Annotated in this window: 13 protein-coding genes; 7 read left to right on the forward strand and 6 right to left on the reverse strand. The window is 72.4% G+C overall.

The genetic code is table 11. The features are described 5' to 3' along the window. Complete coding sequence (locus IF29_RS0119730; protein ID WP_030256558.1) at positions 1 to 963, forward strand: GNAT family N-acetyltransferase; 963 nt, start codon at positions 1 to 3, stop codon at positions 961 to 963. Here the strand turns inward: IF29_RS0119730 and IF29_RS0119735 are convergent. From IF29_RS0119735 to IF29_RS0119750, 4 genes are read right to left on the reverse strand one after another with little or no spacing between them, the layout of a single operon-like run. Then, on the reverse strand, positions 960 to 1,355 hold the full coding sequence (locus tag IF29_RS0119735; RefSeq protein ID WP_030256560.1) for a VOC family protein: 396 nt from the start codon (positions 1,353 to 1,355) through the stop codon (positions 960 to 962). The two genes, IF29_RS0119730 and IF29_RS0119735, sit on opposite strands and share 4 nt — an antisense overlap. Next, positions 1,352 to 2,239 carry an IclR family transcriptional regulator gene (locus IF29_RS0119740; RefSeq protein ID WP_084714599.1) on the reverse strand — a complete coding sequence of 296 codons (888 nt, stop codon included), beginning with the start codon at positions 2,237 to 2,239 and terminating at the stop codon, positions 1,352 to 1,354. Before IF29_RS0119740 ends, IF29_RS0119735 begins: the two co-directional genes overlap by 4 nt. Before the next feature lie 7 nt (positions 2,240 to 2,246). Beyond that, positions 2,247 to 4,007, reverse strand: a complete 1,761-nt coding sequence (locus IF29_RS0119745) for a thiamine pyrophosphate-binding protein (RefSeq protein WP_051725532.1) — start codon at positions 4,005 to 4,007, stop codon at positions 2,247 to 2,249. Further along, positions 4,004 to 5,896 carry a GMC family oxidoreductase N-terminal domain-containing protein gene (locus IF29_RS0119750; RefSeq protein WP_084714601.1) on the reverse strand — a complete coding sequence of 631 codons (1,893 nt, stop codon included), beginning with the start codon at positions 5,894 to 5,896 and terminating at the stop codon, positions 4,004 to 4,006. The genes IF29_RS0119745 and IF29_RS0119750 overlap by 4 nt, the downstream gene beginning before the upstream one ends. Before the next feature lie 176 nt (positions 5,897 to 6,072). Between IF29_RS0119750 and IF29_RS0119755 the strand changes: the two genes are divergently transcribed. Genes IF29_RS0119755 through IF29_RS0119770 form a run of 4 tightly spaced genes read left to right on the forward strand, consistent with a single transcriptional unit; the run spans position 6,073 to position 10,677 of the window. Continuing rightward, positions 6,073 to 7,143: an ABC transporter permease gene (locus tag IF29_RS0119755; RefSeq protein WP_084714603.1), complete on the forward strand. Its 1,071-nt coding sequence runs from the start codon at positions 6,073 to 6,075 to the stop codon at positions 7,141 to 7,143. A 43-nt stretch (positions 7,144 to 7,186) separates the two neighbouring features. After that, positions 7,187 to 8,308: a sugar ABC transporter substrate-binding protein gene (locus IF29_RS0119760; RefSeq protein ID WP_232242213.1), complete on the forward strand. Its 1,122-nt coding sequence runs from the start codon at positions 7,187 to 7,189 to the stop codon at positions 8,306 to 8,308. After that, positions 8,298 to 9,872, forward strand: coding sequence for a sugar ABC transporter ATP-binding protein (locus IF29_RS0119765; RefSeq protein ID WP_051725533.1), 1,575 nt, complete (start codon positions 8,298 to 8,300; stop codon positions 9,870 to 9,872). The genes IF29_RS0119760 and IF29_RS0119765 overlap by 11 nt, the downstream gene beginning before the upstream one ends. Positions 9,873 to 9,918: 46 nt before the next feature. After that, positions 9,919 to 10,677, forward strand: a complete 759-nt coding sequence (locus tag IF29_RS0119770) for an SDR family NAD(P)-dependent oxidoreductase (protein ID WP_030256586.1) — start codon at positions 9,919 to 9,921, stop codon at positions 10,675 to 10,677. 50 nt (positions 10,678 to 10,727) lie between these two features. On the opposite strand, the gene IF29_RS0119775 is transcribed toward IF29_RS0119770, so the two are convergent. Next, on the reverse strand, positions 10,728 to 12,206 hold the full coding sequence (locus IF29_RS0119775; protein ID WP_030256588.1) for an amino acid permease: 1,479 nt from the start codon (positions 12,204 to 12,206) through the stop codon (positions 10,728 to 10,730). A gap of 175 nt (positions 12,207 to 12,381) precedes the next feature. Here IF29_RS0119775 and IF29_RS0119780 point away from each other — a divergent pair, with 175 nt between their 5' ends. Further along, a complete protein-coding gene (locus tag IF29_RS0119780) occupies positions 12,382 to 13,128 on the forward strand; it encodes a FadR/GntR family transcriptional regulator (RefSeq protein ID WP_030256590.1) in 747 nt (248 codons plus the stop codon). Positions 13,129 to 13,193: 65 nt separating this feature from the next. Next, positions 13,194 to 13,877, forward strand: a complete 684-nt coding sequence (locus tag IF29_RS0119785; protein WP_084714639.1) for a cache domain-containing protein — start codon at positions 13,194 to 13,196, stop codon at positions 13,875 to 13,877. 25 nt (positions 13,878 to 13,902) lie between these two features. Here the strand turns inward: IF29_RS0119785 and IF29_RS0119790 are convergent, their stop codons facing one another. After that, positions 13,903 to 14,706, reverse strand: coding sequence for an ABC transporter permease (locus tag IF29_RS0119790; protein WP_030256594.1), 804 nt, complete (start codon positions 14,704 to 14,706; stop codon positions 13,903 to 13,905). Positions 14,707 to 14,717 lie beyond the last annotated feature (11 nt).

Below are 14,717 nucleotides of genomic sequence, written 5' to 3' on the forward strand. Positions count from 1 at the left end.
GTGACCACCTCTGACGCACACGATCTGGTAACCCCGGAGGACGTCGTCCTCATGCAGGGCCTGGCCCAGCGCATCGTCGCCAGCCACCCCAAGTTCATCAACCCCGACGCGTCCTTCGGCGAGCTCGCGTGGATCTGGGGCAAGGGCCACCTGGCCTGGCGCAGCTCCTGGCCGAAGCGGCTGTGGTTCGACGCCGAGGGCCGGCTGGTGGCATGGGGCTGGGCGCAGCTGCCGTTCCATGTCGTACGTGCCGACGGGACCGAGAAGGACGTCACCGACATCTCGCTGGCCTTCCAGGTGCACCCGGACCACCAGGAACTGGTCGACGAGGTCATCGCGTGGTTCGAGAGCATCACGCCCACCGACGTCGACCGCCGGGTGATCATGCAGAGCAACGACGCGTACGGCCTGGCGCGGTGGGCGGCGCACGGGTACCCGCCGGATCCGGAGGCCGAGAACGACTGGACCCGGCAGAACATCCGCAAGCTCGACGACATCGACACGCCGACGCTGCCCGAGGGGTACCGGCTGCGGACCGCTGCGGAGGTCGGGCACGACGCCGCGGCGCAGGCCCACGTCCAGGCCTGGTGGCCGTCGTCGACGACGGTCGAGATGTACCAGGGGCTGCAGGGGACGGCCACTTACCGGCCGGACCTGCATGTGGTGGTCGAGGCACCCGACGGGACGATGGCCGCCTCGGCGATCGGATGGCTCGACGAGCTGAATCGGGCGGTCGAGTTCGAGCCCGTCGGGACGCATCGGGAGCATCGGCGGCTCGGGCTCGCCCAGGCCGCGATGCTGCAGGGGATGCTGCTCGCCAAGCAGGCCGGCGCCGTCGAGGCGACCGTCGTGTGCGTCGGCACTCCGGACAGCGGCGCGCTGCCACTGTACGAAGGCATCGGCTTCCAGGAGTACACACGCGACGTCACTCTGCTCAAGCCGGCCACGAAGAACGCCGACTAGCCCTGCGGCGGCAGGGGGCGAAGGACGCAGAACTCGTTGCCCTCGGGGTCGGCCATGACCACCCAGCTCCGGTCGGGTCCCTGGCCCACGTCCGCCCTGGTGGCACCGAGACCGATCAGCCTGGTCACCTCGGCCTCGGTGCTGCCGTCGATCGGGCTGACGTCGAGGTGCAGCCGGTTCTTCACGGTTCTGCCCTCGGGCACCGGGATGAACAGCAGGGTGGGCGGCATCTGACTGGCCCTCACATCCTCCACGGTCGGCACCCAGGACCCGATCTCGACCATGTCCCCGCTGCGGTCGATCACCTTGAAGTCCAGGACCTCGCACCAGAACGCCGCGAGCCGCTCCGGATCGTGGCAGTCGATGACCAACTCGGTGAACCTACTCGTCATGACGCTCCCAGAAAGTGCGGACGGGACTCAGAGTATGCCGCCCCTCCGACGGATCGGTTCCGGTCGCCTTCGTCCAGGGTGAGGCGGCCATGGGTGCTCTCTCGGACCAGCTCCCGTGAGAGCGACAGCGCGGCGGTGCGCACGGCCGGGGCGAGGCGTTCCAGGTCGAGGCGGTGCGAGCCGCCGGTGATCGACACCGCAGCGATCACCCGGCGCCGGTGGTCGAAGATCGGTGCCGCCACGGCGGTCACCCCGACCTCCGACTCCTCGCGGTTGAGCCCGTAGCCGCGGTCGAGGGTTCTGGCCAGGTCGGCCCGGAGCATGCCCGGAGTGATGATGGTGCGCGGGGTCAGTCGGGCCAGCCCCGCCTGCACCGCGCGGCGCAGGTGCTCGGGCGGGCCCAGCGCGAGGAAGAGCTTCCCGGTCGCGGTGCAGTGCGCGGGCAGTCGGCTGCCGACCCGGGAGACGATCGGCGTCGACCGCCGGCCGGACACCTTGTCCAGGAACAGGGTGTCCGTGCCGTCCTGGACCGCGAGGTGGACGTTCTCATGGGTGGCCTCGTAGAGGTCCTCCAGGTACGGCAGGGCCGCTTCGCGCAGGCTGCGCTGACGCGGGGCGCGCTGGCCGAGCACGAACAGGCTCAGGCTGAGCCGGTAGCCGCCGCGGGTGCCGCGTTCGACGCCGCCCCAGGCGACCAACTGGGCCAGCAGCCGGTGCGCGGTCGGTTTGGCCAGGCCGGTGCGGGCGGACAGTTCGGCGAGGGTGAGCTCGGCGTCGCTCGGACCGAACGCGTCGAGCAGCAGCAGCCCGCGGGCCAGCACCGATTTCGGTACGGCGGCGCGGGGCTCCGGGGGCTGCGGGTCGACGGCACGGTGCTCGTCCATGTCAGGATCATCGCCCGCGCCGGGAGAAAAGGGAACGGTCCGCACCGGGGTAGCGGTGCTCCTCGGAGTGGCTGGTGACGGGGACGTCGACCAGCAGTGGTGCGTCCAGTTCGCCGACGGTCGCGGCGAGTTCGCGCAGCTGCGCGGCGCTGTCGACGCGCACGGCCTGGATGCCGAAGAACCTGGCGGCGTGGGACCAGTCGAGCCGACCGACGGTCGGAACCTCCCCCGGCCCTGGATCCAGATCCAGATCCAGGCCCACGTAGGCGCGGGCGGCGGTGGACCGGCTCTGCTGGGCGTCCAGGGTCTCCTTCAGGGTGCGGTACTCGCTGTTGTTCATGACGAAGAACGCCACCGGGACCCGGTAGCGGGCCGCGCTCCACAGGCCCTGCACCCCGAACATGGCGCACCCGTCCCCGAGCACCGCGGCCACCGGTCGCCGTGGTGCGCCGAGGCGGGTGCCGACGGCCGCACCGATGCCCCAGCCCAGGCCGCCGCCGACGGTGTGGACGTAGGACCGCGGCCGGTCCTGGCGCAGCACGGTGCGCAGCTGCAGACCGGCCGTGATGGCCTCCTCGACGACGACGGTGTCCGGTGGCAGGCCGGCCGCGAGGGCGTGCACGGCGGCCAGCGGGTCGAGCGGGGCGGATCCGTAGCGGGCCAGGGCGTCCCGGTCGAGGGCGTCGCGTCGCGCGGTGTGCACCGCGCCGAGCCTGGCGGTCCGGTCCGCCGCCGCGCGCACCGGTCGCGCCCGCAGTTCCTCGGCGAGTCCTGCCAGCGAGGGCGCGAGGGCCCCGGCAAGCCCCAGCCGGACGGCGAAGTTGCGGCCGATCTCCTGCGGGTCGGCGTCGAGTTGAACGACCGTCAGCCCGTCCGGGATGGCTGGCCCCGATGAGTAGTGGTGCGGCATGAAGGCCCGGCAGCCCACGATGAGCAGCGCGTCGTGCGGGCGCAGCAGTTCGCGGACGGCGGCGTTGCGCGGCGGGAGCATGCCCGCGTAGAGGGAATGGCGGCCGGGGAAGTCGATCCCGTCGTTCATCGGCTGGTGGTAGACGGTGGCCCCGAGCCGTTCGGCGACCTGGACCAGTTCCGCCACCGCGCCGTCGCGCCCGACTCCGTCGCCCGCCACGATCACCGGATGCCGGGCGCCCGCCAGCACCGCAGCGGCGTCGGCGAGCCCGGTGGCCGGGCCCTGCGGGGTCCTGGTCGACCGCCCGGGCAGGTCGACGGGATCCTGCTCGGCCAGCAGGTCCATCGGGATCGACACGAAGACCGGTCCGGCCGGGGGCTGTGCGGCCAGTGCGAAGGCGCGCCGCAGCACGATCGGCAGGTCGGCGGCGCGGTGCACCTCGACGGCGGACTTGGCCACCGATGCGGCCATGGCCACCAGGTCCCCGCTGAGCATCGGGTCCTGCACCAGGTGGCGGCGGTCCTGCTGGCCGGCGGTGACCACCATCGGGGTCCGCGATCGGCTGGCGTTGATCATGCCGATCAGGCCGTTGGCGAGTCCGGCCGCGACATGCAGGCTGACGAACGCGGTCCGGCCGGTGGCCCGGGCGTAGCCGTCGGCCATCGCGACCGCCGAGGCCTCCTGCAGCGCAAGTACGTAGCGCAGGTCGGGTGCGTCGACCAGGGCGTCGGTGAAAGGGAGTTCGGTGGTGCCGGGATTGCCGAAGATCCGGTCGACGCCCTCCTCCCGGAGGATGGTGAGCAGCGCGTCCACCGGCCTGGCACGGAGCGTTCGGGGCGTGCGGGGCGGGGCGTTCACCGTGGCAGCTCCTTCGCGAGGTGGTCGGCGACCCTGGCGGCGAGCGCCATGACGGTCAGGGAGGGGTTGACCGACAGCGACGCCGGGATCAGCGAGGCGTCGCCGACGTAGAGTCCGGTGACGCCGCGCACCTGTCCGTTGCCGTCGACGGCTGAACGGTCCGGGTCGTCGCCCATCGGCACGCTGCCCTGGACGTGCGAGCTGGAGAGACTGCTCCTGACCACCGCGCGGGCTCCGGCTGCCCGCAGCGCCGCGACCGCGAAGTCGAGTGCCCGGTCCAGCCGGTGGCGTTCGGTCGCCGAGAAGCGCTTGGTGACCACGGCGTGGCCGCGCGGGTCCAGATCCACCGTGCCGGTGTTCTCGTCGGTGGCCATCACCAGCAGCCCGGCCCAGCGCCGGTACGCCGCCACGGTCGCGGTGAGTTCGGCGCCCCACAGCGGCCGGGCGCCGTCGTCCACCAGGGACTGGGCGAAGGACACCGGGTCCTGGATGGTGGTGCCCTCGATCACGAAGCCGCCGTCGGAGTCGCGCTGGTGGTCCAGGGTGTGCGCGCTGATCGGGTAGACCATGTGGCAGTCCTGGTCCTCGTCGAAGAGCCCGTACACCAGCCGGGCCGGGTGCAGGCCCAGCGTGCGGCCCGCCAGTCTGCTGGAGGGGCTGTCGAGTTCGGTGAACTCCGGGCTGCGGAGCAGGATCTGAGGGGTGTTCAGGGCGCCCGCGGCGAGGACGACGGTGTCGGCCGCGATGGTGCCGCTGCCGCCGTCGGGGCCGGTCACGGCGACGCCGACGGCCCTGGCCCGGCCGCCGGAGCGGTCGATGAGGACCCGGTCCACCAGCGTGCCGGTCCGCAGCCGGATGCTGCCGCGCCCCAGGGCCGGGGCGATGAACGTGTTGAGCGCGGACTTCCCCGCGTTGCTGGGGCAGCCGGTCAGGCAGGCGCCGCAGCGGGTGCAGTTGTGGTCGGTGTACGAGTCCACCGGCTGCCAGGACGCGCCGAGCGCGGCGAGTCCGCGCCCGACCCGGTGCACGCTGGGGGTCCAGTCGGAGCGGGGACGGACGCCGAGCCAGGACTCGACCCGCTCGTACCAGGGCTGGAGGTCGGCCGGGGCGAAGGGGCGCCCGTGCGGGCCCAGCAGTCCGGTGCGGGCGTGGAACTTGGCGATGTCCTCGGGGTGGGCCCGCATAGCGACCTTGGTGTTGATCACCGTCGAGCCTCCGACGCACCGGCCGGCCAGCAGCGCGACCTGCCCGGCCGGATCGTCCGGGTCCACCGCGAACCGCGCGGGCCACCACAGCCGGTCCCGCGCCTCCAGCTCGAAGCGGGTGTACGAGTCGGCCTGGTGCAGTCCGCCCGCCTCGACCAGCAGCACGTCGTGGCCGAGGGCGCCGAGTTCGGCGGCGATCAGGCCACCGCCCGCGCCCGATCCGACGACGACCACCGCAGCCCGGTCGCCGCCGCCGTCGTCGTCGAGCCCGCTGCCACGACCGCCGCCGACCTGCGGCCGCGCGGACGCGTCCAGGAACCCCCAGTCCTTGCGCAGCCGCCGGGCCGCCGGCGGGTCGAAGCCGATGGCGGCGTGCCCGCCGGGTCCGGGACGGCCCGGCGCCAGGTAGTCGCCGTAGTAGGCCTCGACGGCCAGAGCGCGCAGTGTCTCGAACGCCTCGGTGTCGACCATGCGCTCCGGCGTCGGCGCGCCGGCGGCGACGCCGATCGCCGCATGCACCGCGTCCTCCTCGGCCAGCGACATCCGCTCCAACGCACGCTCGATGTAGTCGACCGCGCCGACCTCGACCGAGCCGGGGACCACGAGGTCGCAGAACCGCGCGAGCATCCGTGCTTCGGTCCCGCCCAACCTCGCGGGCTGCGGCTGCGGCTGCGATTGCGACATGCCGTCGAGACTGTGCCCCGCCGGTCCGGGTGCACAAGCTCGGCATTCCGTCCAGTGGAACGTGTTCCTTGCCCCCGCACCGAACCCGGCGCAGCCTTCCAGCCAGCCCACCTGGCATCACACCTGACATCCCATCAGCCGTCCCGCCAGCCGTCGCGCCGACAGGAGCAGTCGCCATGACCCAGCCGGTCACCGCCGAGGAGAGCACGGCGGACCGTTCGCACGGCGCGGGGCCCCGGGGACGGGCCTGGCGCCGCCGCCTGATGCGCGACGAGCTCGGTGTGAGTCTGGTACTGGTCCTGCTCGTCGCCGCGGCCGGGATCGCGCACCCCGCCTTCGTGCACAAGGACAACCTGCTGTCGATCGCTCAGAACTCCTCGTACGTGGGCCTGATGGCGGTCGGGATGGTCTTCGCACTGGCCATGCGCGAGGTCGACCTGTCCGTGGGCGGCACCTACACGCTGTGCCTGGTGGTCGGCGCGGTGCTGATCCGCGACGGCACCGATCCCTGGCTCTCGCTGCTGGTCACCCTGCCGCTGGCGGCCCTGCTCGGCGCGTTCAACGGACTGGTCACCACGGTCCTGGAGATCCCCTCGTTCATCGTCACGCTGGGGACGGCGATGCTCTACCGCGGGATGGCGCTGGCACTGGCCGACGGGCGGCAGATCAGCAATCTGCCGGCCGGCAACTCGTTCTTCACGGTCCTGGGCGGCACCGTGCTCTCGGTGCCGACCTCGGTGTGGGTGCTGCTGGTCGCCCTGATCGTGTTCACCGTGGTGCTGACCCGGACCCGGTTCGGTGCCCAGGTGAGGGCGATCGGTTCGAACCCGGAAGCGGCGCGGTTCAGCGGTCTGCCGATCACCCGGACCCGGATCAAGGCGCTGGCGCTGACCGGTCTGATGTCCGGCGTCGCCGGGGCGCTGGCGCTGGCGTTCTTCATCGCCGGTGACCCGACCGTGGGCCAGGGCTACGAGCTGACCGCGATCGCCGCCTGCATCATCGGCGGCACCTCGCTGGCGGGAGGGCGCGGCTCGGTGCCCGGCGCGGTGTTCGGCTCGCTGATCCTCTCCGTGGTCGCCGCCGCCCTGGTCTTCTTCCAGGTCCCGATCAACTGGACCACCTTCGCCACCGGCGCGGTGATCCTGCTGGCCGTGGCGCTGGACAGCGCGCTGCGCCGCTCGCGCGGAGTGGGGCTGAAACAGGGCGCGGCCGCGGTGGTCTCCCGGCTGTTCCGCCGGTCCGCCTGACGCACCGACACCATCCGACCCACCGCAGGACAGGAGAAGTGACGTGAGACGCACCGACCCGCACCTTCGGGGCCGCCCGACCCGCAGGTCCGCGGCCCTGGCCGCAGCCGCCGCGGCGGCGCTCGTGCTGAGCGCGTGCTCCAGCGGCAGCGCCGGCGGCGGCAGTTCCGCCGGCTCCGGCTCCGGCGCAGGCTCCGGCGCCAAGCTGAAGATGGGCATCGCGGTCGCCAACATCAGCCTCAACTTCGCCCACGAGATGGTGCTCGGCGCGCAGTCGGCGGCCGACCACGCCGGCGGGGTCGACTGGACCGCGGTCGGCCCGCCGAACACCGACGGCCCCGCCGAGCAGCAGCTCTTCACCAGCCTGACCAGCACCGCCCACGACGGCGTGGTGCTGGAGAACCTGGACCCGCCGATCTTCACCCGCCCCGCCGCGCAGGCGGTAGCCAAGGGCGTGCCGATCGTGGCCCTGGACACCTCGCCCACCCCGGGCTCCGGCGTCACCTTCTACGTGGGCAACGACAACTACCAGCTCGGGGTGGAGCTCGCCCAGGAGACCCTCAAGCGGCTGGGCACCGACCCGCACGGCACCGTGGTCGTCGGCGAACCCAACCCGGGCACCCCGGTGCTGGACTCCCGGGCCAAGGGCATCAAGGACACCCTGAACGCCAAGGCACCGGGGATCACCGTGCTCGGCCCGTTCCAGACCTACAGCGACCCGGCGCAGAACTACAGCGCCTGGCTCTCCCAGGTGCACGCGCAGCCGCACGCGCTGGCCTTCCTGGGCGTCGGCGACGCGGACTCCTACGACCTCGCCAGGATCAAGCAGCAGGAGAAGGGCAGCTACCTGGTCGCCGGCATGGACGTGGACGCCAAGACACTGGAGGACGTCAAGGCCGGACTCGACTTCGTCACCATCGACCCGGAGCACTTCCTCAAGGGGTACATCGCCACCACCCTGCTGATCGACGCGGTGAAGCAGCACAAGAGCCTGCCCCAGGGCTGGTTCGAGACCCCGGGACTGGTGGTGGACCAGTCCAACGTCGACGCCATCATCCAGCGCGAGACCTCCGCGCAGGCCGCCTACAGCTGGTACAAGTCCCAGATCGACTCGCTGCTCGGCGATGTCGCCGCCAACCTGAAGCCCCTGTCCGATGCCCGCTGAGCACGTCGGCCCTCCCCCGGTGCCGCCGCACCCGCCCCGGACGGTGCTGGCCGCCACCGCCGTCGGCAAGCGCTACGACGGGATCCCCGTCCTGGCCGAGGCGGGGATCACGCTGCGCGCCGGCGAGGTGCACGCCCTGGTCGGCGAGAACGGGGCCGGCAAGTCGACCCTGGTCAAGATCCTCTCCGGGGTGGTGCGCCCGGACACCGGACGGGTGCTGCTCGACGGCCGGGAGGTCGCCTTCGCCACCTCCCGGCAGGCCTCGGCCGCCGGCGTCGCCCTGGTCTCGCAGGAGCTCGCGATCTTCGGCGACCTCAGCGTCGCGGAGAACCTCTTCCCGCACGGCCTGCCCCGCCGCGCCGGGCTGACCAGCAACGCCGAGGCCGAACGGCGCGCCCGGCCGGTCCTGGACGAGCTCGGGCTGCGGCTACGGCTGGACACCAGGGCCGGGGACCTCGACCTGGCCGACCGTCAACTGCTGGAGATCTGCCGGGCGCTGCTGACCGAACCACGGGTGCTCATCCTGGACGAGCCCACCTCGGCGCTCCCCAAGGAGGCGGTGGACAGGCTGGCCGCCGTGCTGCTGCGCACCCGCGGCCGGGGCATCGCGGTCCTCTACATCTCGCACTACCTGGAGGAGGTGCTGCGGTTCTCGCAGCGGGTGACCGTGCTGCGCGACGGCCGGGTCACCCTCGGCGGCGCGGAGATCGCCACGGTGGACCTGGCCGCCCTGGTGACCGCGATGCTCGGCGAGGAACACGCCGCGCCCGAACCCCGTGCCGCGCCCGCACCCGCACCCGCTTCCGGCCCGGCCCGGGAACCCGGCGCGGCCGCCGTGGTCCTGGACTCGGTGACCGTCCCCGGCCGGCTGGACCGCGTCTCGCTGACCGCGCGCCGCCGCGAGGTCGTCGGTCTGGCGGGGCTTCAGGGCGCCGGTCACCTCACGGTCCTGGAGGTCACCGGCGGCCGGGCCCGACCGGCGTCCGGCAGCGTGCGGCTGCCCGGCGGGGTCGCGCCGCGTTCGCTGCGGCAGGCGACCGGGCATGGGGTCGCGTTCGTCCCCAGCGACCGCAAGCGCTACGGACTGATGCTGGACCGGCCGGTCTGGGAGAACATCACCTCGGTGAGCTGGCTCGGCCTGCACCGCGGCGGTCTGCTGCTGCACCGCCGCGCACTGGTGGACCGGGCCGCCCGCAGCGCCCGGAGCCTGCGCGTGGACGGCGGCGTGCACCGCAGGACCGGCGAGCTGTCGGGCGGCAACCAGCAGAAGGTGGTGTTCGCCAAGTGGCTCGACACCGACCCCTCGGTCATGCTGCTGGACGATCCGACCCGAGGCGTCGACATCCGTGCCCGCGCCGAGATGCACGCCGTCATCCGCGCCCTCGCCGACGAGGGCAGAGAGGGCAGAGCCGTCCTGGTCGCCTCGACGGACCTGTCCGAACTCGTCGAGCTGTGCGACCGTGTGCTGGTCCTCCAGCGCGGACGGATCGTCGACGAGCTCAGCGGCGAGCGGCTGACCCAGCAGGCGCTGAGCGTGTCGATGAACGCCGGATTCGCGGGGTGACCGGCGGCGCGAGCGGAGAGCCGAGAGCGGAGAGCGGGGTACCCGGATGGACCGGCTCAGGGGCAAGGTGGCACTGATCACCGGCGGCGAGAGCGGCATCGGCCTGGCGACCGCCCGATTGTTCAGCGCCGAGGGCGCGCTGGTCCACCTGGTCGGCCTGGACCGGGAGCGGCTGCGCGCCGCCGTGGCCGAGCTCGGCACCGAGCGCGCGGCCTGCTCGGTCGCCGACGTCACCGACGAGAGCGCCGTCCGGGCCGCCGTGCGCACCGCGCTGGAGCGCTTCGGCGGCCTGGACGTGGTGTTCAGCAACGCCGGTGTCAGCGGTCCGGTCGCGCCGATCACCGAGTACCCGACCGAGGCGTTCCGCCGGGTCCTGGACGTGCACGTGCTGGGCGCGTTCCTGGTGCTCAAGCACACCCTGCCGGTGCTGGCCGACGGCGGCAGCGTCATCATCAACTCCAGCGTCGTCGGCCTCACCTCGGATCCGGGCATCGCCGGCTACGCGAGCGCCAAGCACGCCCAGGTCGGCCTGGCGCGGACGGCCGCCAAGGAGGCCGCCGCCCGCGGCATCCGGGTCAACACCATCCACCCCGGACCCACCGAGACCCCGTTCCAGGCCGCGATCGAGACCGCGGCGACCGGGCTGCCGCCGGCCGCCGCCGCCTCCGCGTTCGAGCAGCTGATCCCGCTGCGCCGGCACGCCTCCGCGGAGGAGATCGCCGCCTCGGTGCTCTACCTGGCCGGCCCCGACTCCCGCTTCGTCACCGGGACCGCCCTGCGCGTGGACGGCGGCATGAGCATCTGACGCCGGGTCCGACCGTCGGGTCTCCGGGAGCCCCGCCGGGAACGCCTGGTTCAGTTCGCGCGGTCCTCCTGGGCGATGTGTTCCTTGGGCCGGAAGACCGCCAGGTACAGCAGGCCGACGGCGGCGACGATGCCGACCGAGAGCGGGACCAGCCAGCGTTCGAAGAAGGTGGTGCCGTTGGGCGGGGTCTTGATGGACAGGACCACGATCGCGGTGACGCCGTAGAGCAGGCCTGCGATGTTGACCGGCCAGCCCCAGCGGCCCAGCGTGAACGAGCCTGCGGGCTTCCAGCCCTTGGCGCGGCCGATGATCGAGGCCAGTACCACCGACTGGAAGCCGACGTAGATGCCGACCACCGAGAAGGTGATGACCCGGGTGACCGTGGCGGAGGGCAGGAAGGCGAGCCCGGCCGGAATGATCGCGGTCACGGCGGTGGCCGCCGGGGGCATGTGGAAGGTGGGATGCAGCCTGGACAGGGTCCGGTGGCCGACGATCACGCCGTCGCGGGCGTAGGAGTAGACCAGGCGGGTGGCCGCGGCCTGGATGGCCAGGGTGCAGGAGACGAAACCGATCACGATCATGGTGAGCGCGAACTTGCTGCCCACGCTGCCCAGCGAGGCCGCCAGCACGTCCTCCAGGGGGGTGGCGGCCTTGCCGCTGACGACCGCTCCGAAGTCCGGGACCGCCAGGACCAGGCCGAGGGTGAGGATCACCGTCGCGACCGCGCCGACGCCCAGCGTCATGCCCATCGCACGGGGGACCTTGCGGGAGGGGTCCTTGACCTCCTCGGCGATGTCGCCGCAGGCCTCGAAGCCGTAGAAGATCCACACCGCGAAGAGGCAGGAGGCCAGGAAGGCGCCGGTGTAGCCGCCGGTGGCGCCCGCGCCGGAGGTGTGCATGATGACGGTGATGCTCTGCTTGTGGTGGAACAGCAGCAGGTAGAGACCTATGCCGACGGTTCCCACCACCTCGGCGGCAACACCGATGTTGGCGACGAAGGCCAGTCGGCGGACCCCGAGCAGGTTCACCACCGCGCAGAGCAGGATCACCACGACCGTGGTGATGATCCGGTTGGTGTCGGTGACGGCGTAGCCGAGCAGTGGTCCCGCGTAGGTGGTGATCGGGTAGGCCACCGAGGTGATGGTGACCAGCAGCGCCCAGGTGTACATCCACCCGGACATCCAGGCGTACTTGGGGCCGACCAGGCGCTTGGCCCACTGGTAGATGCCGCCGGCCAGCGGGTACTGCGAGGAGACCTCGGCGAAGGCCAGCAGCACCAGGCCCTGTCCGACCAGCACGAGCGGGATGGTCCAGAAGAACGAGGGACCGCCGGTGGCGAGTCCGTAGTCGAAGACCGAGTAGACGCCGACCAATGGGGACAGGTAGGTGAAGCCGACGGCGAAGTTGGACCACAGTCCCAGCGCGCGGGTCAGCTTCTGGGTGTAGCCGAGGGAGGCGAGTTGGGCTGCATCGGCGGCGTCCTGGGCATCGTGCTGTGTGCCCTTGGTGCCGGATGGTGCGAGTGACATCGGCGGATCGTGCCTTTCGCATGGTGCTTCTCAGGGGGAGAGCGCTACCGGGGAGGAGCGCGGGGCAAAACCTATGAAGCCATAGTTCATATGGCAATGGTTCTGTGCTGTGAATCTGTTTCGTGATGGAATGCTGGTCGGCAGGATCCGTGGCGAAGGGACGACTGAGGCAGCCGTGAACCGTCTATCCAGTGCGGCCCGTCGCGCTGTCTTCGCACCGCTCGACACCGAGGCCCGGGTCGAGGCGGTGGCCCGGCGCCTGGGGGACGCCATCGTGCTCGGCCTGCTGGTCGACGGCGAGCAGTTGCCCGGCGAGAGCGACCTGGCAGGACAGCTGGGCGTCGCCACGGTGACCCTGCGCGAGTCGCTGATGGCACTGCGGCAGCAGGGCCTGGTCGCGACCCGGCGCGGCCGCGGCGGCGGGACCTTCGTCCGCGCCCCCGCCGACACCCTGAACGAACGCCTGACCCAGCGTCTGCTCGCGCACACCGTCGAGGAGTTGCGCGATCTGGCCGACCACTACGCTGCCGTCGCCGGGGGCATCGCCCGGCTCGCCGCCGAGCGGGCCGACTCCCCCGACCTGGACGCACCCCGGCGCTCGCTCCAGGACTTCGCCGACGCCCAGGACCCGACCGCCCGCGCCCGCATCGACGGCCGGCTGCACGTCGAGCTCGCCGCGGCCGCCCAGTCGGCCAGGCTCACCCGCGAGGAGATCCGGCTGCAGACCGAGATCGGGCCGCTGCTCAGCCTCCCGTTCGCCGACGACGAGGCGCACGGGACCGCCGACCGGCAGCACCGCCAACTGCTCGACGCCATCGGGGCCGCCGACCCGGCGCGGGCCCGCGGCGTGGCCGAGGAACACATCCACGGTGGAGTGCGACGGCTGATCGAACTGAGGCTGAAGGGGGCACGGGCATCGTGAGCGAGACCCGTTCGCAGGAGGTCGTCGACCGTGCTGTGACCGACGCCGTCGCCCAGGTCAGCGACATGCTGGAGACCGTGTTCGCGGCGGTGGAGGAGATCCGCGGCAGGTCGCAGGAGCTGGTGGCGCGGATCGGCGGGCGTGGCCGCGGTCCGGTCTCGGCCGACCTGGCCGGGCTGCGGCCGCTGCTGCGCGCCCGGCTTGCCCGGGACAGGGGGCTGGTGTCGGGGGCGGGCTTCGTCGCCGCGCCCGGGCTGCTCACCGACGTCCCGGCCTGGCTGGAGTGGTGGCAGACGCACGCGGACGGCAGCGTCCGGCCGATGCTGCTGGACCTGGACCCGAGGACCTCCGCCTACTCCGACTACACCCACTGGGACTGGTACGCCCTCCCCCGCGACACCGGAGAGCGCTCCGTTTCCGGGCCCTACGTCGACTACCTGTGCTCCGACGAGTACAGCCTGACCCTGGCCGCACCGGTGCTCGTGAACGGCGTCTTCGCCGGAGTGGCGGCCGCCGACGTCTACCTCCGGCACTTCGAGGACGCGGTCGGCCCGGCCCTGCGTCGCATCGAGGGTGCCGCCTTCCTGGTCAACCCGCGCGGCCGGGTCGCCGCCTCCAACAGCGCCACCCAGCTGGCCGGCTCGCTGGTCCGCGACCCGGTCGCCGCCGCGGCCCGCGGCGAACTGCGGCTGCACCCCTGCGGGGCGATCCCGCTGTCCCTGGTGACCCGGCCGGTGACCGGACCCTGAACCGCTGCCGGGCACCCGGCGCCGGTCAGCGCAGCACCTCCCCCGACAGCCGCTGCGCCAGGTAGACCGGAACGATCGACAGCACGATCAGCAGCGCCGCGACGACGTCCACGATCGGACCCTGGTCGGGACGGGCCAGATTGTCGAAGATCCACAGCGGCAGGGTCTGCGTCCCGGGTCCCGCGGTGAAGGTGGTGACCACGATCTCGTCGAAGGACAGCGCGAACGCCAGCAGAGCGCCGGCGAACAGCGCGCTGCGCACGGCGGGCAGGGTGACGTACCAGAAGGTCTGGAAGGTGTGCGCGCCCAGGTCCGCCGACGCCTCCTCGGCCGTGGGTGCCAGCCGCCGCAGTCTGGCGGCCACGTTGTTGAACACCACCACGATGCAGAAGGTCGCGTGGCCCACGACCACGGTGAACAGCCCGAAGCCGATTCCGAGCGGCGTGAGCACGGTACGGAACGCCGCGTTCAGGGCGATCCCGGTGACGATCCCGGGCAGGGCGAGCGGCAGGATCAGCAGGAAGGAGACCGCCTGCCTGCCGAAGAACCGGTACCGGGTGACCGCGAAGGCCGCCATGGTGCCGAGCACCACGGCGATCGCGGTCGCCCCCAGCCCGGCCTTGAGCGAGGTGTAGAGGGCCTCACGCAGCCCGGTCTCCTGCCAGGCCGCCGTCCACCAGCGGGTGCTGAGCCCCGAGGGCGGCCAGGCGAAGGAGCGCGAGGCGTTGAAGGAGTTGACCAGCACCAGCGCCAGCGGCACGTAGATGACGGCCAGCCCCAGCGCCATGGCCAGCCGCAGGGCGACCCGGGCGCCACGGGACAGTTCCATCCGGTTTCTCC

This window comes from Streptacidiphilus jeojiense (genome assembly GCF_000719095.1).
In the GTDB taxonomy this organism is placed as follows: domain Bacteria; phylum Actinomycetota; class Actinomycetes; order Streptomycetales; family Streptomycetaceae; genus Streptacidiphilus; species Streptacidiphilus jeojiensis.

Coding starts and splice junctions, on each gene's coding strand:
- IF29_RS0119750 (WP_084714601.1), bottom strand. CDS start 5,896: ATGTCGCAATCGCAGCCGCAGCCGCAGCCCGCGAGGTTGGGCGGGACC.
- IF29_RS0119735 (WP_030256560.1), bottom strand. CDS start 1,355: ATGACGAGTAGGTTCACCGAGTTGGTCATCGACTGCCACGATCCGGAG.
- IF29_RS0119775 (WP_030256588.1), bottom strand. CDS start 12,206: ATGTCACTCGCACCATCCGGCACCAAGGGCACACAGCACGATGCCCAG.
- IF29_RS0119770 (WP_030256586.1), top strand. CDS start 9,919: ATGGACCGGCTCAGGGGCAAGGTGGCACTGATCACCGGCGGCGAGAGC.
- IF29_RS0119740 (WP_084714599.1), bottom strand. CDS start 2,239: ATGGACGAGCACCGTGCCGTCGACCCGCAGCCCCCGGAGCCCCGCGCC.
- IF29_RS0119790 (WP_030256594.1), bottom strand. CDS start 14,706: ATGGAACTGTCCCGTGGCGCCCGGGTCGCCCTGCGGCTGGCCATGGCG.
- IF29_RS0119765 (WP_051725533.1), top strand. CDS start 8,298: ATGCCCGCTGAGCACGTCGGCCCTCCCCCGGTGCCGCCGCACCCGCCC.
- IF29_RS0119755 (WP_084714603.1), top strand. CDS start 6,073: ATGACCCAGCCGGTCACCGCCGAGGAGAGCACGGCGGACCGTTCGCAC.
- IF29_RS0119785 (WP_084714639.1), top strand. CDS start 13,194: ATGCTGGAGACCGTGTTCGCGGCGGTGGAGGAGATCCGCGGCAGGTCG.